Origin of the sequence: Pseudomonas syringae group sp. 26L6, assembly GCF_032587815.1 — a bacterium.
GTDB classification, from domain to species: Bacteria; Pseudomonadota; Gammaproteobacteria; order Pseudomonadales; family Pseudomonadaceae; genus Aquipseudomonas; species Aquipseudomonas amygdali.
The window spans coordinates 58,353-80,542 of the sequence record NZ_JAWHPJ010000044.1; the positions used below are offsets into that span (position 1 = coordinate 58,353).

Sequence of the window (22,190 nt, forward strand, 5' to 3'; positions counted from 1 at the left end):
CTGATACAACAACTCTTGCGCAGAAACATTCGAGCGACTGGGCACTGCGTTCAGCGCCACTGCACCTGCGGATGATTCCGAGGAGGCAACATGTTCTTAAGGTATGGGGTATTGATCGCATCACTTGCGATAGCGTCAGGCTGTGTCGAAGAGCGGGTAGTCCATGAGCGACCACACGTACATCATGAATACGTCGAAGAAGTCATCGCGCCGCAACCACCCCCTGAGCGGGTAATCGAAGTGGAACCAGCGCCTCGTCCCGGCTACATCTGGGCGCGCGGTTACTGGCACTGGAACGGGCAGCGTTTCGTGCCGGTTCATGGTCACTGGGAGGCGGAACGACCTGGCTACCACTACGTGCATCCGCACTGGGAAAGCGCCGGAGACGGCTGGCACTGGCATGCCGGCGTGTGGCTTAACTGACAAGCGACTTCCATGCAACATGCTGGCGGCATCGATCACCGATGTCGCCAGTGTCTCGATCAGATCTCGCCCTTCTCCTCCGTCACCGCGCCTTTGACCGCGCTGGACGAATCGGGAATCTTCGCCGACGGGTATTTGTAAGACGCGTAGCGCACCACCAGAATTGCAAACGCCAGCAGCAGAATGCCGCCACACAGGTAGATGATGCCGATGTCCGGCGGGTTGTGGTGGGACACGTCGGAAATCAGTAGGCGGGTCAGTGCAGTGATCGCAACGTAGATCAGGAAGCGCACGGGCATGTGGTTGGTCTTGAAATAAATCCCGGTCATCGCCCCCAGCTCCAGGTAGATGAACAGCAGCAGGATGTCATCGACCGTGACGTTGCCTTTCTCGACCATACCCAGGAATGCAACCACTGACGCCCAGGCAGTGATCGCGCCAATCGCGAACAGCGCCAGAAAGTGAAAGCTCTCGACGCAGAGATTACCCAGTGACTCGGCTTGGCCATGCACGCGGTGTCTTATCTTTACTGCCCATTTGTTTCCCATGACGCTCTACCTCTGAACCTTCGTTTATGCCGACCGGATGATGCCGGGTACTCGTGACACCTTTGTGGCCTGCTTTTTAAAGCAGGAACAGGGCCATAGGCTATGGTTGAGAGCGCGACGGGTTGTCGCAAGACACATTTGCGGCGCAAAAAAGATGCTTAAACGCCACTATTCAGAGAGGGGTTGATTGGTGCAGCCTTTTTACTGTATAAAAACACAGTAATCAAGAAATCACCTTCAACGCCGATGCGTCGGAGAGCGGCCTTCATGCAGACCCTCATTTGGATATGCATGCAGCGCCCCGCTACACCTGACCGGCATGCTGGTCTTGCAGGATCACTGCTTTTGCATACCCGCTGGTCAGAGCGTGAAGCGCTGAACGTCCGGGTCTAGCCCCTTTCAACACTGGATAACACGACGAGGCCAAAATGGCTGTTGAAACCCTTTACCGCAGCACCCGCGATCTGGAGACTACTTTCGTGGACCGTAAACTCGCCGATGCGCACGATCAAATGCTCGAGCTGGCCGAGCTTCTCACCGACGTCCTGATCAAGAACGTGCCGGGCATCTCGGAGAAGCATGCAGAGGATGCGAGTATCTACATGGCGAAAAATCGCGCCGTCTTTGCCGCCGCCTTCAAAAACAACGCGACTGCACTCAGTGAGCTGTCGGAGCCTGCCGAGTCAGAAGGCTGATTGCGTTCTGCACCGCGACCCCCTCATTCGGAGGGGTTCGCTAATCATTCTCATTTAATAACTGGGCAACTGTCCGCATTGCTGCTACAACTCAATAGTGCAGCTCACTTAACTTTAGCGGTATGTAAGCTATTCCTTAACATCTCGTTCACCTGCAGCGCATCAAACTCGATACAAAAGCAAAGTTCCACACTGTCATTATATCAGCGCCATTTTTGTGAACCCCTTCGCTTTTCCTGTCATTAATCAGGCGTCAGTATTCTGCTGTAGTGATGCACGCCACAGCACGGCTATTTTTGTTGGAACTTTTTGCCATCATGGCGACTTTCAGCACATTAGCGTCCTTTGAAAACAGCCTGACCGACGCTATCATGCGCCCGCAAAACCCCCGTATTCATTGGGCAAAACGGATTTTTCAAAAGTTATAACCCTGAACTGACCATCCTGAAAAACCAAAGTTCCTTAAAACTATTACTTTGAAAAATAGTTAATAAAACATTTTGCTTTATTATTTTGTTCTGCTAATAATCCCGACAATTCCGGGTAACAAGGCACATTGCTACATCACATTGAAGTGAATATCGAGCTATGCACTCCGATCTTCCCCGCCCGAGAAACTCATTAACTCGCCAGCTGGCCACGCTGCTCTCAGCCTGGCTTTGCTATTGCGCGGCGCGCTCAAAGCGCGGGAGGAAATAATGGCTGGTCAGCAACCCAGGATGAAGGTCCTTTCCATATTCGGCACTCGCCCAGAGGCCATCAAGATGGCTCCGTTGGTCAGAGCACTGGCCGCAGAGCCGGGTATCGATTCGAGAATCTGCATCACCGGGCAGCATCAGAGCATGCTGCAACAGGTGCTGGACATGTTTGAGCTCAAAGCCGATTACAGCCTTGATGTGATGCGCCCCGATCAGACGCTGAATTCCCTGACCGCGGCGCTTTACGCGGCTATCGATCCGATTCTGGACGAGATGAAACCGGACAAGGTGCTGGTTCATGGCGACACAACCTCAGCAATGGTGGCGGCCATGTCGGCTTTTCATCGCCGCATCCCCATCGGCCACGTCGAAGCCGGTTTGCGCACCGGTGACATCCGTCAGCCATGGCCTGAAGAGATGAACCGCCGCTGCATCGATCTGATTTCCGATCATCTGTTTGCACCGACGGCCGAGTCGCGCCGCAACGTGCTGGGCGAGCGCCTGCAAGGTATCTCGTTCGTGACCGGTAATACCGTGATCGACGCCCTGCACCTGACAGCTCAGCGGATCGACAGCAACCGCCAGCTGCGCCACGCACTGGATCGCCAGTTTTCCTTCCTGGTACCTGAACGCAAGGTATTGGTAGTGACCGGGCATCGGCGCGAGAATTTTGGCGACGGCTTCCTGAACATCTGCAAGGCGCTGGGCGAACTGGCCCGACGCGACGACATACAAATCGTCTACCCGGTGCATTTGAACCCCAACGTACTGGGGCCGGTCACCGAGCACTTGGGCGACTTACCCAACGTGCACCTGATCAAGCCTCTGGATTACCTGTCGTTCGTGCGCCTGATGCAACGCGCCCACGTCATCCTTACCGACTCCGGCGGCGTGCAGGAAGAAGCGCCGTCGCTGGGCAAGCCGGTTCTGGTCATGCGCGATGTCACCGAGCGTCCCGAGGCAGTCGCCGCGGGTACCGTACGCTTGGTGGGCACCGAGACCGACGCGATCATTCGCGGCGTGAACGCCCTGTTTGATGACGACGCCCTGTGGCAGAGAGCCTCCCATGCCGCCAACCCTTACGGCGACGGCAAGGCCAGTGCGCGCATCGTCGATGCCCTGATGGGTCGTCCGGTGGATGAATTTGTCGCCGAGCTGCCGCGTTATCGCACCGACCCGGTCGATGTGCAGCTCGACACGCTGATCCAGCCTCAACTTCAGCACCAGCATGCCCAGATGCGCTCGATGGCAAGTTAGCGAAAACACGCGCAGGTAGCGCAAACGAATACCAAACATATCCGCAGGAAGCAGTCCGCAAACGATACGGGCACCCGGTTCAGACCGAGTGCCCGAAAAACGTTGTAGCAGACCGGCAGCCTGTATCAAGACCCAATGGCCTTGAGCCTTTACCGAGATCTGCACAATGAAATCTTCCGTTGCCGTAAACATGGGCACGCTGAACGTCCTTGCCTGCGGGATGAGCCTGCTGGCTCTGATGCCAGCGTTTGCCATGGCTGCCGAAAGCCCGTTGACCCAGGCGATCAACCGAATCACCGCCGACAGTCGTCAGGAGCGAGTGATCGAGCTGAGGGAGCTGGGCATTGATCGCCCGATCATTCTCAATGCCACTGATGCGCGCCGTGAACTTTACCTGCCAGTGCCCGCCAATGTGCCGCTGACGGATGCGACGCTGAATTTTGACGCCAGCTATCTGAATGGCGAAGCAGGCCGCAACACGCTGCTACTGTCGCTGGACGGTTATCCGGTGCGCGCGCTGGGCCTCAACGAAGAACAGGGTAATGCCAGCGCCGTACTGGGCGTCGACAAGGCAGCCCGGGAAAGCGGCTCGGTGCGCCTGGGCATTGCCTGGTCCTCTGTGATCTCGAAAGTGCTCTGCGAAGACGAACGCGCCATCGGCAATGTGCTGCGCATCGATCCGCACACGCGCCTGACTTACGGCTATGACGCCAGCCAGTTGCAGGATGTGGGTGCAGCGTGGAACGCGCTGCCCGGCAAACCTGGCCTGTTGGTCGCACCCGGCACCTTGTCGAGCGCCAGCTACGACGCCGCCTGGCGTCTGGGCGTAGCGCTGGAACGCATCGGTAAACAGGCACGCATCCTGCCGTTTCCTGCCGTGCAGGACAGCGTGGACCTGAGCGGCCTGAATATTCCGGCAGAACTCAAGCAGATTCCGGCGTTTGCAGGGCTCGAGGGCAAGGGCCAATACACCCTGCGCGACCCGGCGGAAATCGGTGCATTGTTAATGCTTGGCCAGACACCTGCGTTGCAGGCCGACCTGGCGATCAGCGATCCACAGCTGCTCAAGGCAATCGACGACGCCATGGACGCTCTCCAGGCGCAGGTGCAGGGTCTGGATGCTTCGGCGGCCAGCGCACTGGGCCAGTGGCGCGAACGTCATATCAAGCAACCGCTCGCCAATAGCACCGAGGACGTGAGTCTGGCCCTGCTGGGCAATCGCGCGCTGCTGATGATCAAGCCGGAGTCGGCGAACAAGGCCATCGGCCTGTTCAGTTCGGCGTGGAACAAACTGGCGCGCAATCGCCAGTTGACCATCGGTGAAGAAACCGCGATGCCGCTCAGCGAAGACGGTCGCGTTGCGCTGACGCGCCTGGGCGGCAAGCCCGGCACTGTGGATGTGCTGGCTAAAACCGATTGGAGCGCCTCGTTCCCGCTGGGCAGCGTGGCCTATGACGGGCGCGTACCGGTAACTGCGATGATTGATGTCGCTGCGGCCCCCGGTGCATCCGGAACGCCACCGGTTGCGACGCTGTTTCTCAATGACTACCTGATTGGTGCGATGCAACTGACTGCCGATGGCAAGAAAGAGCGCATCGAAGCAAGAATTCCGCAATATGCACTGGCAGCGCAGAACACCTTGCGCGTCTCGTTCCAGCGTCAGCCGGTCAGCAACCAGTGCCTGGAAACGCCGCAAGCGTTCCCGATCTCGGTATTGCCGACCAGCCACATCGTGCTGGACAAGGTCACGCCTGACGAAAACTTCTCGGGCATGGCGGCACGCTTCGCCACCGACACGCAGATCATGGTGCCCAAGGGCTACCTTGAGCGCCCGGCCAGCAGCCTGCCGCAAGTGATCCGCGTCGCCAGCGCTTCCGGTGTCTCGCCGTTGCGTGCGCAACTCAGCGTCAGCGATGACGCCAGCGTAGCCGTGACGCCCGCCAAAGCGTTTCTGGCGTTCGAACTGCCAGTCAAGGATGGCGCCGAGTCGGTCAAGGCCAGCAACGACGGCCATCTGCTGATCAATCACAAAGAGCAGACGCTGCTCGACCTCAAAACCCTCAACCACCTGGCCTCGCTGCAAGTGATCGACGCGGGCGGCCAGCACGGTATGGTCTATCGCACGCTTGGAGGTCAGGCCCCGGTTTTCGAGCGCCCACTGCTGCTGGAGCGCGGCAACGCCACGCTGCTGGCTGACAACGGCCCGATCGCCACCTTTGACGCCAAGGACCCGACCGGCAGCCAGATGATCGAGGACGAGCAAAGCACTGGCCTCGACGCCTGGCGCAAACCATCGCTGCTGTGGCTGATTCCGGCTGGCATCGTACTCTTTCTCATCCTGTTGCTGGCTGGCCGTAGCGCCCGTCGCAATCGCTCGTAACGGGCCGCCGCAATGACGTCGCTCTATTGGCCTTACTGGCTGGCCCATTACTACAGCGTGCTGGAAGTCGCGACGATCGTTGTCGGGCTGATTATCCTGGTATCGAGTATCGATGACCTGTTCATCGATATCTGGTACTGGGCCAGGCGGCTGTACCGCAAGTTCACCGCCGAACGTCGCTACCGGCCACTGACTGCCGAGCAGTTGATTGCCCGCGACGAGCAGCCACTGGCGATCATGGTCCCGGCCTGGCTGGAATACGACGTCATCGCGCCGATGATCGAAAACATGGTGTCGACGCTCGATTACCAGAACTACGTAGTGTTCGTCGGCACCTACATCAACGACCAGCGCACCATCGATGAAGTGGAGCGCATGCGTCGTCGCTACAAGCAATTGCACCGCGTGGAGGTGCCGCACGCCGGCCCGACCTGCAAGGCCGACTGCCTGAACTGGGTCATACAGGCGATTTTTCTGTATGAGAAAACCCACGCTGTACAGTTTGCCGGGACCATCCTGCACGACAGCGAAGATGTACTGCACCCGCTTGAACTGCGCCTGTTCAATTACCTGCTGCCACGCAAGGACATGATCCAGTTACCGGTCGTGTCGCTGGAACGCAACTGGTACGAATGGGTGGCCGGCACCTACATGGACGAGTTTGCCGAATGGCACGGCAAGGATCTGGTGGTACGCGAAAGCATGACTGACACCGTGCCTTCGGCTGGCGTCGGCACCTGTTTCTCGCGGCGTGCGCTGATGGTGCTGGCGGATGAAAACCAGAACCAGCCGTTCAATACCGAAAGCCTGACCGAGGACTACGACGTCGGCGCGCGATTGGCTAAGTACGGTATGCAAGCGATCTTCGTACGCTTTCCGGTGCAATTTCGGGTGCTGCGCAAGTCCTGGTTCCGCAAGCCGTATGAGTCGACGCTGGAAATGCCGCTGTGTGTGCGTGAATTTTTCCCGGACACCTTCCGTACCGCCTTTCGCCAGAAAGCGCGCTGGACTCTGGGCATCGGCCTGCAGGGCTGGGAGCAAATGGGCTGGACCGGGTCGCTGGCCAACCGTTATCTGCTGTTTCGGGACCGCAAGGGCGTAGTGACTTCGTTCGTCAGCATCCTCGCTTACTTTATCCTCATTCAATTGCTGGCCTTGATTGTGCTGCGCTCCAGCGGACTGTGGAACACCAGCTTTCCGACCCCGTTTGAAACCACAGGTCTGATTCAGTACCTGCTGGTGGCCAGCGGCATCGCGTTGCTGTGGCGGATCCTGCACCGCTGCTACTTCACTACCGTGCTTTACGGCTGGCAGCACGGCTTGCTGTCCATACCACGCATGGTGGTCGGCAACTTCGTCAACTTCATGGCTGCAGCGCGCGCCTGGCGGATGTTTCTGGTAGGCAAGGTGCTCAACCGCAAGCTGGTCTGGGACAAGACCATGCATGACTTTCCGTCTTCCGACCTGATTGCCGTAGCGCCCCGCCGCCTGGGTAGCGTGCTGCTGTCCTGGCAAGCCATCAACGATGAAAAACTGCAGACCGCACTGGCTGAACAACAGACCCGTCAGCTGCCGCTGGGCAGGATTTTGCTTAGCCACGGCTGGCTCGACGATGAAACCCTGGCTGAGGCCATCGCTTTTCAGAACGACCTGCCACGGGTATTCGACATTGCCGGCAAACGTGCGACAAACGATGTGCTGGCCGATGAGTTCTGCCTGCGCTGGCGTGTCGTGCCGTTGCAAATGAATGCGCTGGGTCGCCAGGAAATTGCCGTAGCCAGCCCGCTACCGCCTGACGGCCTGCAACAGATTACCGAGCAATTGGGTGCCGAGCCGGTGCAGTTGATTGCCCGTGAAAGCGACATCGTCGCGCAGTTGCGTCAGCTTCAGGTGGTCGAGGGTCAGCCGCTTCCAGCCAGAGCGCCACTGCTCGGCGATCTGCTGATCGAGCAAGGCCTGCTGGACCGCGAAGTGTTTCAGAAAGCCATGCTCGGCTACCGCCCGCATGTGCATGGCCGGATCGGCGATTACCTGGTCGACATCGGCGTGCTGTCCAGAGAAACCATCGAACAGGCTGTGGCACGTCAGCACAACCATTACCGATCTGACGATCAAACGGAGCAGCCACTATGAAGCGCCCCTTCATCCTGTCGCTGCTAGTGAGCGGCCTGGGTCTTGTTGCACCGCTCAGCCAGGCGGAAACACTGCCCCTGCCGTTGACCGGACCCGCCTACGCCATCGCCAACGAAGCCTACATGGCCTACAACCGCAAGGACTACGACCTGGCCATCGCCAAGGCGCGCGAAGCGTTGCGTCAGCGTGCGGATGCCGATCAGTTGCGCGATCTGATTGCCCTGGCCGAACGCGACAAATACCGACGAGATCACCCTCAGCGCTTCCCCAAGGCTCGCCCAAAACCGGGCTACCTGGAGGGCAATCAGGCGCTGCGCGCGTATGCCAATCGCGACTACGACGGCTCGGCAAACCATGCGCGCAAGGCCATCGCACAGGCACCGAAAAATCTTGATTACCGCATGATGCTGATCGAGGCGCTGCAACGTCAGCAGCGTCTGGACGAAGCACAGCTGGCCATCAACGATGCAGAGCAGGCAGTCGGTCCACAGCCGGTTTTGACTCGTCGTCGGCAAGCGATTCAGGAACAGGCAGCAGTCGATAAGGCAGCCTCAGGTTATAAGGCACTGGCACGCGGAGATAACGACACCGCTGTCAGCGAGGCGCGGGAGGCTGTTCGCAGTTTTCCGAAACAGATGGCTTACCGAAAGCTGCTGGTCAGCGCCCTGATTGCTCAGGGGCAATATGCCGAAGCGCGCTCTGCGGCTACCGAAGCACTGGCGCTCAATGGCAACGACGCCACCCTGCTCGTCCAGCGCGGACAAATGCGTCAACGCCTGGGCGATCAGGACGGTGCGCGTCAGGACTTCGCTCAGGCACTCGCCGTGGGTAATCTGCCCCTGCGCGAGCAAGCTTCCTTGTACGCAGCGATGGGCCAGCCGAGCGAGGCGCTGCAACGTCTGCAGAAAGCTCGCGATGCGGGCGAACTGCAACCCGGCGATGAAGTGCAGATTGCTTATTTCCTCAGCCAGGCGGGCGACGATCGTGGCGCGCTTGACGAGTTCAAACGGGTCGACCGCAGCTCCGGCCTCAAGCCGCGTGAAGTTCAGGACGCAGCCTACAGCGCCATGCGTACACCGGACGATGCACAGGCCATCGCCTACTTCAAGCGCGTGCTCGATTATCAAAAGGCCGGTGATTTGCAGATGCCCGCGCAACAGGTGTTCGACACCCGACGCGCCGTCTCCGACCTGTCCCGTGAATGGGGTTTGACCAACACCACGACGTATCGCGGTGCCAGCACCAGCAGCGGCAGCGGCCTGAACAGCGCACCGAGCAGCAACACTGACAGTGTGCAGAACAGCACCGAAGTGTTCTGGCGCCCATTGGGCTACCGCAATGCACGCTTCGTCGAGCTTTACGGGCGCGTGACCGACACGTTGTGGAGCAAGGACGGCGACTCCGACACCGGCGCGGATGCATTGCAGGGAGCGCTGGGGATCAGGGTCAAGCCGTTCAGCTCAGTCAACGTCATCGGTGCCTTTGAGCGCACCTTTCCGTTGGGCAATTCCAACGCCGATGGCGACTGGCTGGTACGTCTGGGCTACGGCTCCAGCATCGGTACTGACTTGCGTGTCGACGTGCCCAGTTGGTGGACCTCGCAGCTGTATGCTGAAGGTGGGCGTTATTTGCAGGACAAGCGCAACTATTTCAACAGTGAATGGCAGGTCGGACGCAGCTTTCGTCTGGACAGCATCAGCCCCAGGCTGGTGGTGTTTCCACATGTGGTCGCCGCAGTGGACTACGATTCAAAGATGCGTAGCGAAGTCGACAGCCTGGGCCGCAGCAGTACGTCATCCGGTAACGCTGGCGGGCTGGGTGTTGGTACCGGCGTACGCTACTGGTTTCGCGAGGACACGTACAAGGCGCCACAGTCGTATGTCGACTTCTCGGTGCAATACCGCGAGAAAGTCTTTGGCGACGACCGCGCAGAAGGCGTGTTCGCACGTATGACATTCTCGTGGTGACAATCGCGAGTCATCCATCAGGGAGTAATGTTTGAAGGCTTTGGCCGCACTGCTACGACAGACAATATTGATCAAGACCTCGCTGGCAGCCGCCCTGGTAGGTGCGCTGACCCTCGCCTCCAGCGAGCTGTATCAACTGATACAGCCCAGCGGGCCGGGAATTGTCGGCATCGTCTGGCAACCGGATAACGCAACGGTGGGCATAAGCGGCAATTGGGACAAACTCGGCGCACGGCAATTGCTCGTGCAGTGGACGGCGGTCGATGACCAGTCGTTCATACCAGGTACTCAGATGACCAACGTGCCGGTGCTGCCGGACTGGGCGCGGATCGCCAAGGAGCCTTGGGCGCAGGAGGTGATTCTCGGGCTGGCGGGGTACTTCAGCGAAAACCGCTCACGGGACAATATCGAACAGTTGGCGGTGCTTTCGGCACAGCTGGCCAAAGTGAAAACGCCGCTCAATGTCACCGGCTGGTACTTCCCGGCCGAGGTCGACCCCAGCTGGAGTCGCGCCAAGGAATTACCCGCGCTGCTGGCGAAGCTGCCCAGGCCGTTATGGATCAGCGTCTACGATGGTGCCAACATCGGCCCCGCCGCCACTGCGGACTGGCTGAAAACCTGGCTGCCGGACGATATCGGCGTGTTCTTTCAGGACGGTGTGGGTGTCTATGCGCGCACCGCTCCGGTTGCCCGAACCTACGCAGACGCGTTACGTAAACGGCTGGGCAAAAATCGCGTCAGAATCATCGTCGAAGCGTTTCGCCCGCAAGTGGGTGGAGGTTTCCGACCGGCGACGGCTGCCGAACTGAAACCGCAAATAGCGGCTTTCGATGGCTATCCGCTGTACCTGTTCGACGGTCCGCACTATGTGACGCCCGACTTGATAAAAGCCCTGAACAAGTAGAAACAACTGGCGCTGGACGAAATTCCCGCGCGGGGCTACAAAGAGTCTTCCTACTGGATTTTCAGTTGCACGGAGCGGTCGATGACTCCACGTCAGCATTGCCTGGCCTGCCTGCAACAGACACCGCCCTCGGTGTTTGAAGCAGCGCTATGGGTGTCGAGCGAGCATGACGCACACTTTGCCCGGCATGCGGTGATCAGTGACATGGACCAGTTACAGCGCCAGATCGACGCTGCGCTGCCGGTCCTGCCTGCCTCCGAACTCGCGCAACCGCTTTTGCGACAACTCAATGCACTGGGTTTTCAGCAAGATGACTGGAACCCGCCCAAACCCGACTCGGCGCTGCTGCACAAGGTTGTGCAGCAGCGTCGCGGCCAGCCATTGGGGCTGGCACTGATCGCGCTGGAGATAGCACGGCGGCTGGAGATTGCGCTGGAGGGCGTGAACTTTCCAGGCCACTTTCTGCTGCGTGTGCCAGGTGCCGATCATTTGCTCGACCCCTGCAGCGGGCGCAGGCTTTACCCCAGAGACTGCCGCGAGCTGTTGATCCGGCAATTCGGCCCGACCATGCAATTGCGCGCCGAACACATGACACGCGCCACACCCACCAGCATGCTGCAGCGATTATCGCGTAACCTGCGGCATCTGCATCAAATCAACGATGATTTTCTCGCTGCGCTCAAAGACGCCGACCGCATCGTCGAGCTGGGTCAGGCAACCAGCGGAGATCACTTGGCCCGTGCCAGCATGTATCAACTCCTTGAATGCCCGCAGGCCGAACGTTTCGACCTGGAACGCGCGCTGTTGCTCAGCGAAGACCCACTGCAACGAATCGAGCTTGCCGAGCGCCTGAGTCGGTTGCCAGCGAACCACAGCGTTCATTGAGCCACTGGCACACTCCCCGCGAATTGTTACCTGTCGGGTAATGCTGCATATCCTGTACGGGGATTTTTCAGAACAGTGATGGCGGGTAACCTGCGCCCGTTAAATCGACGTGGATTTGCAAGCTCCCTTGATCCTGCGTTTTGTTTGGCCGCTGCGTGGCTATCCATGCAGCGGCCTTTTTTATTGCCAGACGTTTTAGTATCAAGACACCCTCACGCTTTGGCGTTTGGTGTTTTTTTGACCAGCCCCCTGTTTTCCATATCCTTGATCTTGCGCATCTCGTAACTGTCGCCAGACTCGGCAAACGTTTGAAGATTCTGCATGATATGAATCGTGCGAATGTAATCAGGCAATAACACTTTGGCGTATGGGTCTCCGCTCATTGCCTTTTCTTTCATTTCAATGATCCGATTGGCAAAGAACTCCAGCGCATTGATTTCCTTGCTCGGGTCGACCAACTTGCCTTTCTTGTCAAACTCATCGCCCGCTCGACTCATGAGTTCGGCCGTATGATTGTCGATCATCCCGAACTTGTACAAGATCATTCCTGCCCTGTTGAGATCCTTGGGCGTAATCTGTTCGGGGTTGAAACCCTTGAACAGTGGCTTCATCTTGCGTTTTTCCATCGCCAGCGAGTTGAGCGCAACGGCGTTCTCACCGACCTCCTGCAACACCTGACTGACCTGCGCTGCGGCCTTCTTGAGTTTGAGTCTTTCAGGCGGCGCAGCAACAGTAACCGGTGGCAGGTCACCCCACATTGTTCTTCCCACGTGATACTCCCTATATGAATGTGTTCAGACTTCATATCGGAGTAAAAGCTGCTTAATGAATAGTTGTACAGAAATCCATACCAAACCTACAAAGCCAAAAGACAGTTCTTACAGAACACGGTAAAAATTCCGATAAATAATTAACCAGTTATAAAGTCGTGCACCAAACAGAGACTTTTTTTCCAAAGCCGCCGCATACCTCAGAACCTGCTTAATTAGCGTATTTTTGCAGATTGGCCATCATTTCTTTCAACGCCTCGATATTGTCGGCGGGGTGCGCGGCTTGATCGAAATCACCAATCGTCTGCCATTGTGCAGCAACGTCCTCCGGGCTGAAGCCCGCCTGTGGGTCGAAGCATGCTCCCTGACTGCGCTCCCAACGGACCTTGCCGATCCAGCCGCCGCCCACTTCAAACAGATCGCCACTGTCCTGACACTGTTCGCTGCCCAGATACACCACCAACGGGCTGATCAGTTCAGGTTTGAGCAGCTCGAATACGTTGGCAGGAATAAGCCCCTCGGTCATGCGCGTGCCCCCGGTCGGGGCTATGGCGTTGACGAAAATCCGGTGCTTGCGGCCTTCCAGCGCGAGGGTGCGAGTCAGTCCGTAAAGCCCGAGCTTGGCGGTTGCGTAATTGGATTGGCCGAAATTGCCATAGATGCCGGATGTCGATGAAGTGAAAATCACCCGCCCGTAGTTCTGCTCACGCAGGTATGGCCAGGCGGCATGTGTGACCTTATAGGCGCCCTCGACATGGACGCGGTAAACAAGGTCCCAGTCGGCGTCCTCCATTTTGGCGAAGGTCTTGTCGCGCAGGATGCCAGCGTTGTTGACCAGCACATCTATGCGACCAAAGGCATCGAGCGCGTGTTGCACTATCCGCCCGCCGTCGGTCACCGAGTCATGGTTGGCTACAGCGGTGCCACCGGCTTCACGAATCTCGGCCACAACGCGATCAGCAGCAGAAGCACTGGCCCCTTCGCCATGGGCAGAGCCACCCAGGTCGTTGACCACCACCCGCGCGCCGTGCTTTGCAAACAGCAGCGCATGAGCCCTTCCCAGCCCGCCTCCTGAGCCAGTCACAATGACGACTTTATCTTCAAAACGCACCGACTCACTCATCGCAGGCTCCAGGATCAAAAGAAACGTTGCGATGAGTGTCGTCCAGGCACCTGCCAGTCACAATCAACACGCGCAGTGCTGAATCATGCTCAATAAAGCAGCGGGATGATTTCAGCCCAAGTGCTTGATGAACGCTGCCAGCCAAGGCTCGGCGTCGGTTTCCGGGGTCACGCTTTCACTTCCGTCCAGACGCAGCATGTCCTGCACTTCATTCACACCCAGTTCAGCGAACAATTCACGCATCTGCTCGCCGCCTGCACAGAAGGTGTCGCCGTAGCTGGCATCACCCAATGCGATCACACCACCCGGCAAGCCACGCAGTTGGCCAGGCAAAAGATCACGAAGCTCTGAATAGAGAGGCATGAGGTTGTCGGGCAGCTCACCCATCCCGGTGGTCGACGTCACCGCAAGGATGGCCTGAGGCTCGAAAGCCAGCACATCAGGCAACGCGAGCCTAGGGTTGACGAGTGTTTCGTGACCAGCGGCACGCAACAGTGCAGAGGCGTGTCTGGCAACTTCTTCGGCCGATCCGTAAACCGTTCCACACACGATGGCAACTTTCATGGCTATTCCTGCAGCAGCTGAAAAAAAGTGAAACATTATGCCCTAGAATGCCATCTGAATTTTCTACGGACCCTTTTGCCTTTGGCCGGCACGGAAAAAGCACAGCCAAGTTGAAACATTAAAATGGAAAAATATGATGAGCGGTCCGAACAACTTGCGGAATCAATGGTCTTTGTTCTCAATAACCGGTCAGACCGAGCTTTCCGCCAATGCAACCTGATTCTCTCCTCACACAGGCTGAACTGGATTTTATCCAGAGCATGCAGCGCAATCCGAAGCTGAACGTGCGCGACAGCACGCGTAGCCTTCTGGTCAATGGCGGAGTTCAGATTCAGGATCTGCTGACACGTCTGGCTGCTCACGAGCAGGTCACGATCCATGCGCAGTTCGAAAACCAGCAGATGAATTTCCCTCTGCATCTGGTCGAGGACGAATTCCATGCGCTGCATCTGGAACTGGGCGCACCGAGTATTTTCGAGGAAGGCCCGAAGATTCGCCCCTGGCGGCTCGTGCTTGAAGAGCCAATCCCGCTTGAGACCGAAAAGGGTGCATTGACGGCGCTCTGGGTTCACGAGCTGTCGTTCAAGGGGGTGCTGCTTGAGTACCGCAAGGAAGGCAAGCTGCCGAGAAACTTTTCCGCCTGGTTCAACCCGCCAGGTCAGGCCCCTATTCCAATGCGCGGCAAGCTGGAGCGAATGACCGAACACAGTTTCGGTGCCTATCACTTCAGCAAGCATGGCAAGGACGACGCCGAGCGCTTGCGTCAGTACATCCTCCAAGAGCATCGCCGCAAGCACCCTTCCCTGCACAAGTAATCAGCCAACACCGCAAAGCTCTACCGGTCCGTCAGCGTTTCAGGAATAATCCTTGCTTGCTTTTCAAGTGAAGCTGTCGCGACCCACCACCCCGGATCGCGGCATGTGACCTCCCTACCCGGGAATCTCACGCCTCTACCGGAGATACACAATGTCTACCTCACCCGTCACCTTGATGGTCGCCCGCCGCGTGGCACAGGGTCGTTACCATGAAATGATGGCCTGGCTGCACGAAGGCGAACAGTTGGCCACGGATTTCCCGGGGTATCTGGGTTCCGGGGTGCTGGCGCCTCCGCCTGGCGATGATGAATTTCAGATCATTTTCCGCTTTACCGATGAGCACACCATGCACGCCTGGGAGCATTCCGCCTCTCGACGCTCCTGGCTGGTGCGCGGCAGCGGTCTTTTCGCGCAACCCTCGGAACATCGCGTCAGTGGTATTGATGGCTGGTTCGGCGCCATCGATCAGCGTCCGCCACGCTGGAAACAGGCCGTTGCCATCTGGCTGGCGTTTTTTCCCGTATCATTGATCTTCAATTTCCTGCTTGGCCCGCTGCTCAATCATCTGGACCTGTTGCCGCGCATCATGATCAGTACAGCGGTGCTTACCCCGCTGATGGTCTACCTGTTCATTCCCCTATCCACGCGCCTGCTTGCCCCCTGGCTGCAAAGCACGCCTGCACCGGCACGCCCGACGCAATCACCTTCCCCTCGCTAGACTCATAAAGACCTGTACACCTTTACACCTCGGTACAGGTCTTGGTCGCGTCCCAGCCCCGATTGTTCCCTCAGCCTCCACGTGCTCAGCGCCTTCGAGCACTACCTCGGCGAGTTTCATGATGTCCAGGGTTGTACAAAAAAATTCTCTGGTATAACTTTGCCTGTAAACCGGAAGAAGCAATCGACCGTACAATCCCCGACCACTGTGGGTAACCGATACGTGAGCTGTCGATGACATTATCTTCTGCACCGATTCTGATCACCGGAGCCAGCCAGCGCGTAGGCCTGCATTGCGCCTTGCGACTGCTTGAGCATGGGCATCGGGTTATCATCAGTTATCGCACTGAACACGCAAGCGTGACGGAACTGCGCCAGGCCGGAGCGGTGGCCCTCTACGGCGATTTTTCGTGCGAAACCGGGATCATGGCGTTCATTGATCTACTGAAAACCCAGACTTCAAGCCTGCGTGCCGTTGTACACAATGCATCCGAGTGGCTGGCAGAAACCCCGGGCGAGGAAGCGGATAACTTCACGCGTATGTTCAGCGTACATATGCTGGCACCCTACCTGATCAATCTGCACTGTGAGCAGTTGCTGACCGCCAGTGAAGTCGCTGACATCGTGCATATCAGCGATGACGTGACCCGCAAGGGCAGCAGCAAGCACATCGCCTACTGTGCAACCAAGGCCGGCCTGGAAAGCCTGACGCTGTCCTTCGCTGCCCGGTTCGCCCCTCTTGTCAAAGTCAACGGCATAGCACCGGCGCTGTTGATGTTTCAACCCAAGGACGATGCGGCCTACCGCGCCAACGCCCTGGCCAAATCAGCTCTGGGCATAGAGCCTGGTGCAGAAGTGATCTACCAGAGCCTGCGTTACCTTCTGGACAGCACCTATGTCACCGGCACAACACTGACCGTAAACGGCGGACGGCACGTCAAGTAAGCCGCCCCGAGGAACATTCTGATGAGTTCGTCCCTGCCCCAGCACTATCGAGACATTCTGCTCGGCCTTGGTGAAGATCCAGACCGCGAAGGCCTTCTGGACACCCCGAAACGCGCTTCCAAAGCGATGCAGTATCTGTGTCACGGCTACACCCAGAGCGTCGACGAAATCGTCAATGGCGCCCTGTTCGCATCCGACAATGATGAGATTGTCATTGTCCAGAATATCGAGCTGTATTCACTCTGCGAGCACCACCTGTTGCCATTCATAGGCAAGGCGCATGTGGCTTATATCCCTACCGGCAAAGTGCTGGGCCTGTCGAAGATCGCGCGCATTGTGGACATGTTTGCCCGCCGCCTGCAGATTCAGGAAAATCTGACCAAGCAGATTGCCGATGCCATTCAGCAAGTCACGGGGGCGGCAGGTGTAGCCGTGGTCATTGAGGCAAAGCACATGTGCATGATGATGCGCGGTGTCGAAAAACAGAATTCGACCATGAACACTTCAGTGATGCTGGGGGCCTTCCGTGACTCGAGCACCACCCGCATGGAGTTTCTGCAATTGATCGGACGGAGCAGACAATAATGGCAAGACTCGAACCTGGCACCGCGCGCATCCGGGTCAAGGACCTGCGCCTGCGCACATATATCGGTATCAACGAAGACGAAATCGTCAACAAGCAGGATGTGCTGATCAATCTGACGATTCTCTACGCCGCACAGGAAGCCGTTCGCGACAACGACATCGAGCATGCTCTCAACTATCGCACCATCACCAAGGCCATCATTCAGCATGTCGAGGGCAACCGCTTCGCTCTGCTGGAAAGACTGACGCAGGAAGTGCTGGACCTGGTGATGAGCCACAAGGCCGTGACCTACGCAGAAGTGGAAGTCGACAAGCCGCATGCGCTGCGCTTTGCCGAATCGGTATCGATCACGCTCGCCGGTCAACGCTGAAACTCTTATCATGACGCGAACCGTCTATTGAAAAGAGCCCGTCATGACCGAGCAAGAACGCCTCGAACTCGAAGCTGCAGCCTTCCGTCGCCTGGTCGCGCATCTGGACAGCCGCAAGGATGTCCAGAACATCGACCTGATGAACCTGTCCGGTTTCTGCCGTAACTGCCTGTCCAAGTGGTACAAGGCCGCCGCCGATGAAAAGCACATCGACATCAGCCTCGATGATGCTCGCGAGGTGGTTTACGGCATGCCGTACAGCGAGTGGAAAGCCCAATACCAGAAAGAAGCAAACGCCGAACAACAGGCAGCGTTCGCCAAGGAACCCAAACATGACTGATCTGAACTCCCTGCGCACCAGCCTGCGCAGCGGCGAGCATGTGTTCGCTGATACCCTGGCCTTTATCGCAGAAGGTTACGATTATCAGCCTCAGCCGTTCAGAAACGGCGCCGTCGACAATGCTGCCGGGCAAAACGAAGGGTCTTGCAAGACGCTAGGTCTGGCATTGCTGGAAGGTTTGAGCGATGAAGAGGCACTGTTGGCATTTGGCGAGCACTACCGCTCGGTGCAAGCCACACCTGAAGGCAGCGACCACGGCAATATCCGTGCGCTGATCGAGTATGGGCTGGCAGGTGTGAAATTCGAAGGCGAGCCGCTCAAGCGCAAGGCTTGAGCTGACAGGTTCTCGTGCCAACGCATTGGCACGAGAACCTGATTGCAGAGGCCTGGAGGGACGCCAATCAGAACGTGGCGTTTGCCAGACCGTCCAGATAACGCTCGACGTCCAGTGCCGCCATGCAACCTGCACCAGCCGAGGTGATAGCCTGACGGTATACGTGGTCAGCCACATCACCGGCCGCGAATACACCTTCAACGCTGGTAGCAGTCGCATTGCCTTCACGGCCACCGTGCACAACCATGTAGCCATCTTTCAAAGCCAGTTGCCCTTCGAACAGCGAGGTGTTCGGCGTGTGGCCGATGGCGATGAATACGCCGTCGACTTTCAGCTCGTCACTGGTCCCGTCATTGTTCTTCAGACGCGCACCGGTCACGCCCATGTTGTCACCCAATACCTCGTCCAGCGTGGCATTGAGCTTGAGCTCAATCTTGCCTTCGGCGACACGTGCGTGCAGCTTGTCGATCAGGATCTTCTCGGCGCGAAAGGTTTCGCGACGGTGAACCAGAGTCACCTTGCTGGCGATGTTGGCCAGATACAGCGCTTCTTCCACCGCCGTGTTACCGCCACCGACTACCGCGACTTCACGGTTGCGGTAAAAGAAGCCATCGCATGTGGCGCAGGCAGAAACCCCCTTGCCCATGAACGCTTCTTCCGAAGGCAGGCCCAGGTAACGGGCGCTGGCACCGGTGGCGATGATCAGTGCATCGCAGGTGTAGGTTGCGCTATCGCCCTGAAGGCTGAACGGCTTGCCGGCCAGATCAACGGAGTTGATGTGGTCGAAGACGATTTCAGTCTCGAAACGCTCGGCATGCTCACGCATACGCTCCATCAGCGCCGGACCGGTCAGGCCATGGGGGTCGCCCGGCCAGTTGTCGACTTCAGTGGTGGTGGTCAACTGACCACCAGCCTGCATGCCGGTGATCAGCAGAGGCTTGAGGTTGGCGCGGGCGGCGTAAACCGCAGCGCTGTAACCGGCAGGGCCGGAACCGAGAATGATCACTCGGGAATGACGTACGTCTGACATGACACACTCCTGTCGACCGACTGTTCAAGCCGCAATCGAAACAGCTGGATAAAAAAGGACCGCCGAAACACTTGGGGAAGTGCCATTCACTCGGCGGATCCTGAAAGTTCTGACTCCTGAGACAGGTCCTGAAATTGGTGCCAAGCCTATCGGGGTAGCAAAGGTTAAGGAAATATCGTTTCACAATCCACCCCATAGGTCACTTCTATAGGGTGACTGACCGACAGCAGTGTACTCGCGCGAACATCCGGCCCCGGCAAGCGCGTTCAGGGCTTGAGGAATGGTGCTGAGCGCCGACAGCCATCAACTCTTTCATGGCTATCACAAAGCCGGTAAGGTCACGCCTTTCAAGCACCTGGAGACTGCCATGCCCGCGCCCGCCCTTACCGGCCCGCAATACCTCAGAGAAGGACTGAACCTGGTTCTCAGTCCTGGTTTGCGATTGTTCGTCCTGCTGCCCTTGAGCATCAATGTGGTGTTGTTCTGCGGCCTGATCTATCTGGCGGTGCACCAGTTCGAGCTGTGGGTCGACACCTTCATGCCTACGCTCCCTCACTGGCTGAGCTTTCTCAGCTATATCCTCTGGCCGCTGTTCGTGGTGCTGGTCCTGCTGATGGTGTTTTTCACCTTCACCGTGGTCGCCAACATCATCGCCGCGCCGTTTAACGGGTTTCTCTCCGAAAAAGTCGAAGCCGTGGTTCGTGGCGTGGACGATTCACCGGATTTCAGCTGGGCCGAACTGGTGGCTATGGTGCCACGTACCCTGGCCCGCGAAGCCCGCAAGCTTGGCTATATGCTGCCGCGCATGCTCGGGCTGTTCATTCTGTCGTTCATCCCTGTGGCCAACATCATCGCCGCTCCGCTGTGGCTGTTGTTCGGCGTCTGGATGATGGCGATCCAGTACATTGACTACCCCGCCGACAACCACAAACTAGGCTGGAACGAAATGCTCGGCTGGCTGAAAAGCAAGCGCTGGCAAAGCCTGAGCTTCGGCGGCATTGTCTACGTCGCCTTGCTGATACCAGTGGTCAACCTGCTGATGATGCCCGCCGCAGTGGCCGGAGCAACGCTGTTCTGGGTGCGCGAGCGCGGGGCGGATGCGTTGCCGGTGACGCAGGCACGGGGCTGAACCCCGAAACATTGCCGGGCCGCGCAACACGGCCCGGACTATCTGAAAAAAATCACTCGCTATATATATTTACCGCACAAGGCTCTTTCGACTGAGGCTCAATAGAGCCTCAACCAACCCGTTCATGTGAAGTCTGCTTCCATCGAACATGCGACACATGAACTTAACAAGGAAGTTAAATCATGAATACTCCAGTAAACCCTGCAGCATTTGCCGCTGAAAACGCCACAGTCGAAGAAAAGATTCGTGCGTTTCTGGTCAGTGAACTGGCCGAATGGTCGATCAATCCGGACAACGTTTACATCAACGGCGTAAACAACCCGGAAGAACGTTTGGTCATCAGTTCCAGCTCCCTGACTGCCGAGGCAGCCAACCGTGTTTTCGAGAAAGACGCTCCGTCTTACTCTACTCGCACCGCAGGCTTGTTCACCGTGGCGTATTCGTATGCCGATGAACATCGCCTGGCTGCGCCAGACCTGGCCAAGGTAGGTGAAGTGATCGGCCAACTGGTCAATGACCTGGGCTGATTACTCTGATTGACTGGCTGAGTGACGACAAAGCCTGAAAGAGTGCCGAATAGATAATGGATGATCTGTTCGGCACTTCAATTGGCGTCAGTAGTATCTACGCTGCAGCAGACGCAGAGAGGTAGGTCGGTATACTCATCAACCAGATAGCACACCCGGCAAGAATCCATAGGCCATTGGCCCATGTCAATCTTGAGTTGGTACTTCCGTCTGGATCAAGCGCCGCGGCATTCATCTTCGACTGCACCAGCATTAAATTAAATGTTTGCGCAGTGGCCAGCAGAACCGCCCATACCAGCCAGCCGCCGACCGGTTTGAATTGCACATGCCCGGAAACACCTTGCGAAAGCACCATCCCCGCAATAGTCAACGCCAGCAACACCAGGCCGCTAATCGCCCAGTACGCCATGTGACCACGCCCCTGTCGCCGCAGACTTTTGTCCACAGTGCGAAATAGTGGAAAGGCGTAAATAACGGCGAAGATCACACGCGCAGCGGGCCACACCTTACTGCCTGAAAATTTCTTATTCAGCGACCAGTTTCGATAAAACCAGTGAATCGCGAAAAAGCCCGATGTCAAAAGATACAGAATGAAGAATTTCTTTAGAGACACGACATAAAATTCCGGACCTCTACTGTCCGTTTCATCTTTTTCCAGACTAGCTTTCGGTGGCGCATACATTAAATCTGACATTTCATATCCCTTTGAAAAGAAAGCGGATGCTATCAGACGAATCAAAACCCTGCAAAAAATATAGCTATAAAGAAGCTTCCTACAAACAAAAACCTCAAGCCTTACAACCATGACCAAACTCGTCTACCTGACAGTCGGCAAGCGGTTGCCGCTAAAGAACAAACGTTGCCAGCGTTTCAAAAAATTTCATGTAGGCCGTCTCTGTAGGCCAAAAAAATTAACACCCTGCCCACTCGGCTCAAGCGTGTAGGACCAAACTAATATATCAATATTGGCATTGCGCTTGCTCTGTTGCGTCTAGGGAAGGTCTGAAGTAGCCGGATGTTTTCCGGCTACCGAGTCCTCAGCACTTTTCA

The 22,190-nt window shown here is 57.4% G+C and carries 23 protein-coding genes; 17 read left to right on the forward strand and 6 right to left on the reverse strand.

Annotation, left to right across the window (positions count from 1 at the left end):
- Nucleotides 1-90: 90 nt before the first annotated feature.
- Nucleotides 91-423, forward strand: coding sequence for a YXWGXW repeat-containing protein (locus RYA97_RS18835; protein WP_002552229.1), 333 nt, complete (start codon nucleotides 91-93; stop codon nucleotides 421-423).
- Nucleotides 424-482: 59 nt separating this feature from the next.
- Here the strand turns inward: RYA97_RS18835 and RYA97_RS18840 are convergent, their stop codons facing one another.
- Nucleotides 483-971 (reverse strand): phosphate-starvation-inducible protein PsiE, encoded by a 489-nt coding sequence (locus RYA97_RS18840; RefSeq protein ID WP_002552228.1) that lies wholly within the window; start codon nucleotides 969-971, stop codon nucleotides 483-485.
- Between the two features lie 428 nt (nucleotides 972-1,399).
- Between RYA97_RS18840 and RYA97_RS18845 the strand changes: the two genes are divergently transcribed.
- From RYA97_RS18845 to RYA97_RS18875, 7 genes are all read left to right on the forward strand, one after another.
- The gene (locus RYA97_RS18845) at nucleotides 1,400-1,666 is read left to right on the forward strand and encodes a YebG family protein (protein WP_005615333.1); all 267 of its coding nucleotides are present in this window, start codon (nucleotides 1,400-1,402) and stop codon (nucleotides 1,664-1,666) included.
- A gap of 698 nt (nucleotides 1,667-2,364) precedes the next feature.
- Nucleotides 2,365-3,621, forward strand: a complete 1,257-nt coding sequence (gene wecB / locus RYA97_RS18850; RefSeq protein WP_016980425.1) for a non-hydrolyzing UDP-N-acetylglucosamine 2-epimerase — start codon at nucleotides 2,365-2,367, stop codon at nucleotides 3,619-3,621.
- Nucleotides 3,622-3,787: 166 nt separating this feature from the next.
- The gene (locus RYA97_RS18855; RefSeq protein WP_117139498.1) at nucleotides 3,788-6,001 is read left to right on the forward strand and encodes a cellulose biosynthesis cyclic di-GMP-binding regulatory protein BcsB; all 2,214 of its coding nucleotides are present in this window, start codon (nucleotides 3,788-3,790) and stop codon (nucleotides 5,999-6,001) included.
- 12 nt (nucleotides 6,002-6,013) lie between these two features.
- Nucleotides 6,014-8,134 (forward strand): glycosyl transferase family protein, encoded by a 2,121-nt coding sequence (locus RYA97_RS18860; RefSeq protein WP_316892849.1) that lies wholly within the window; start codon nucleotides 6,014-6,016, stop codon nucleotides 8,132-8,134.
- Complete coding sequence (locus RYA97_RS18865) at nucleotides 8,131-10,101, forward strand: NfrA family protein (RefSeq protein ID WP_117139497.1); 1,971 nt, start codon at nucleotides 8,131-8,133, stop codon at nucleotides 10,099-10,101. The genes RYA97_RS18860 and RYA97_RS18865 overlap by 4 nt, the downstream gene beginning before the upstream one ends.
- 31 nt (nucleotides 10,102-10,132) lie before the next feature.
- The gene (locus RYA97_RS18870) at nucleotides 10,133-11,005 is read left to right on the forward strand and encodes a hypothetical protein (protein ID WP_002552222.1); all 873 of its coding nucleotides are present in this window, start codon (nucleotides 10,133-10,135) and stop codon (nucleotides 11,003-11,005) included.
- A gap of 81 nt (nucleotides 11,006-11,086) precedes the next feature.
- Nucleotides 11,087-11,890, forward strand: a complete 804-nt coding sequence (locus RYA97_RS18875; RefSeq protein WP_117139496.1) for a SirB1 family protein — start codon at nucleotides 11,087-11,089, stop codon at nucleotides 11,888-11,890.
- Nucleotides 11,891-12,102: 212 nt separating this feature from the next.
- Here the strand turns inward: RYA97_RS18875 and RYA97_RS18880 are convergent, their stop codons facing one another.
- The 3 genes from RYA97_RS18880 to RYA97_RS18890 form a co-directional block, all read right to left on the reverse strand.
- A complete protein-coding gene (locus RYA97_RS18880; RefSeq protein WP_005778041.1) occupies nucleotides 12,103-12,648 on the reverse strand; it encodes a hypothetical protein in 546 nt (181 codons plus the stop codon).
- Between the two features lie 223 nt (nucleotides 12,649-12,871).
- The gene (locus RYA97_RS18885) at nucleotides 12,872-13,783 is read right to left on the reverse strand and encodes an SDR family oxidoreductase (protein ID WP_010202081.1); all 912 of its coding nucleotides are present in this window, start codon (nucleotides 13,781-13,783) and stop codon (nucleotides 12,872-12,874) included.
- Nucleotides 13,784-13,894: 111 nt separating this feature from the next.
- A complete protein-coding gene (locus tag RYA97_RS18890) occupies nucleotides 13,895-14,347 on the reverse strand; it encodes a flavodoxin (RefSeq protein WP_002552219.1) in 453 nt (150 codons plus the stop codon).
- Nucleotides 14,348-14,556: 209 nt separating this feature from the next.
- Between RYA97_RS18890 and RYA97_RS18895 the strand changes: the two genes are divergently transcribed.
- From RYA97_RS18895 to RYA97_RS18925, 7 genes are all read left to right on the forward strand, one after another.
- Complete coding sequence (locus RYA97_RS18895) at nucleotides 14,557-15,162, forward strand: hypothetical protein (RefSeq protein ID WP_002552218.1); 606 nt, start codon at nucleotides 14,557-14,559, stop codon at nucleotides 15,160-15,162.
- A gap of 151 nt (nucleotides 15,163-15,313) precedes the next feature.
- On the forward strand, nucleotides 15,314-15,880 hold the full coding sequence (locus RYA97_RS18900) for an antibiotic biosynthesis monooxygenase (protein ID WP_003346204.1): 567 nt from the start codon (nucleotides 15,314-15,316) through the stop codon (nucleotides 15,878-15,880).
- A 233-nt stretch (nucleotides 15,881-16,113) separates the two neighbouring features.
- On the forward strand, nucleotides 16,114-16,824 hold the full coding sequence (gene folM / locus RYA97_RS18905) for a dihydromonapterin reductase (protein ID WP_005746054.1): 711 nt from the start codon (nucleotides 16,114-16,116) through the stop codon (nucleotides 16,822-16,824).
- Between the two features lie 21 nt (nucleotides 16,825-16,845).
- Nucleotides 16,846-17,409, forward strand: coding sequence for a GTP cyclohydrolase I FolE (gene folE / locus RYA97_RS18910; RefSeq protein WP_117139495.1), 564 nt, complete (start codon nucleotides 16,846-16,848; stop codon nucleotides 17,407-17,409).
- Nucleotides 17,409-17,780: a dihydroneopterin triphosphate 2'-epimerase gene (gene folX, locus RYA97_RS18915; RefSeq protein ID WP_002552214.1), complete on the forward strand. Its 372-nt coding sequence runs from the start codon at nucleotides 17,409-17,411 to the stop codon at nucleotides 17,778-17,780. Before folE ends, folX begins: the two co-directional genes overlap by 1 nt.
- A 43-nt stretch (nucleotides 17,781-17,823) precedes the next feature.
- Nucleotides 17,824-18,120, forward strand: a complete 297-nt coding sequence (locus tag RYA97_RS18920; protein WP_002552213.1) for a DUF1244 domain-containing protein — start codon at nucleotides 17,824-17,826, stop codon at nucleotides 18,118-18,120.
- Nucleotides 18,113-18,454, forward strand: coding sequence for a HopJ type III effector protein (locus RYA97_RS18925; protein WP_005733208.1), 342 nt, complete (start codon nucleotides 18,113-18,115; stop codon nucleotides 18,452-18,454). Before RYA97_RS18920 ends, RYA97_RS18925 begins: the two co-directional genes overlap by 8 nt.
- Nucleotides 18,455-18,521: 67 nt before the next feature.
- On the opposite strand, the gene trxB is transcribed toward RYA97_RS18925, so the two are convergent.
- On the reverse strand, nucleotides 18,522-19,484 hold the full coding sequence (gene trxB, locus RYA97_RS18930) for a thioredoxin-disulfide reductase (RefSeq protein ID WP_004659967.1): 963 nt from the start codon (nucleotides 19,482-19,484) through the stop codon (nucleotides 18,522-18,524).
- Nucleotides 19,485-19,851: 367 nt separating this feature from the next.
- Between trxB and cysZ the strand changes: the two genes are divergently transcribed.
- Both cysZ and RYA97_RS18940 read left to right on the forward strand, forming a co-directional pair.
- Nucleotides 19,852-20,613 carry a sulfate transporter CysZ gene (gene cysZ, locus RYA97_RS18935; protein WP_029240951.1) on the forward strand — a complete coding sequence of 254 codons (762 nt, stop codon included), beginning with the start codon at nucleotides 19,852-19,854 and terminating at the stop codon, nucleotides 20,611-20,613.
- Nucleotides 20,614-20,795: 182 nt separating this feature from the next.
- The gene (locus RYA97_RS18940; protein WP_004659963.1) at nucleotides 20,796-21,140 is read left to right on the forward strand and encodes a hypothetical protein; all 345 of its coding nucleotides are present in this window, start codon (nucleotides 20,796-20,798) and stop codon (nucleotides 21,138-21,140) included.
- 97 nt (nucleotides 21,141-21,237) lie between these two features.
- Here RYA97_RS18940 and RYA97_RS18945 read toward each other — a convergent pair whose 3' ends face one another.
- Nucleotides 21,238-21,834, reverse strand: coding sequence for a hypothetical protein (locus tag RYA97_RS18945; protein ID WP_057401707.1), 597 nt, complete (start codon nucleotides 21,832-21,834; stop codon nucleotides 21,238-21,240).
- Between the last annotated feature and the right edge of the window lie 356 nt (nucleotides 21,835-22,190).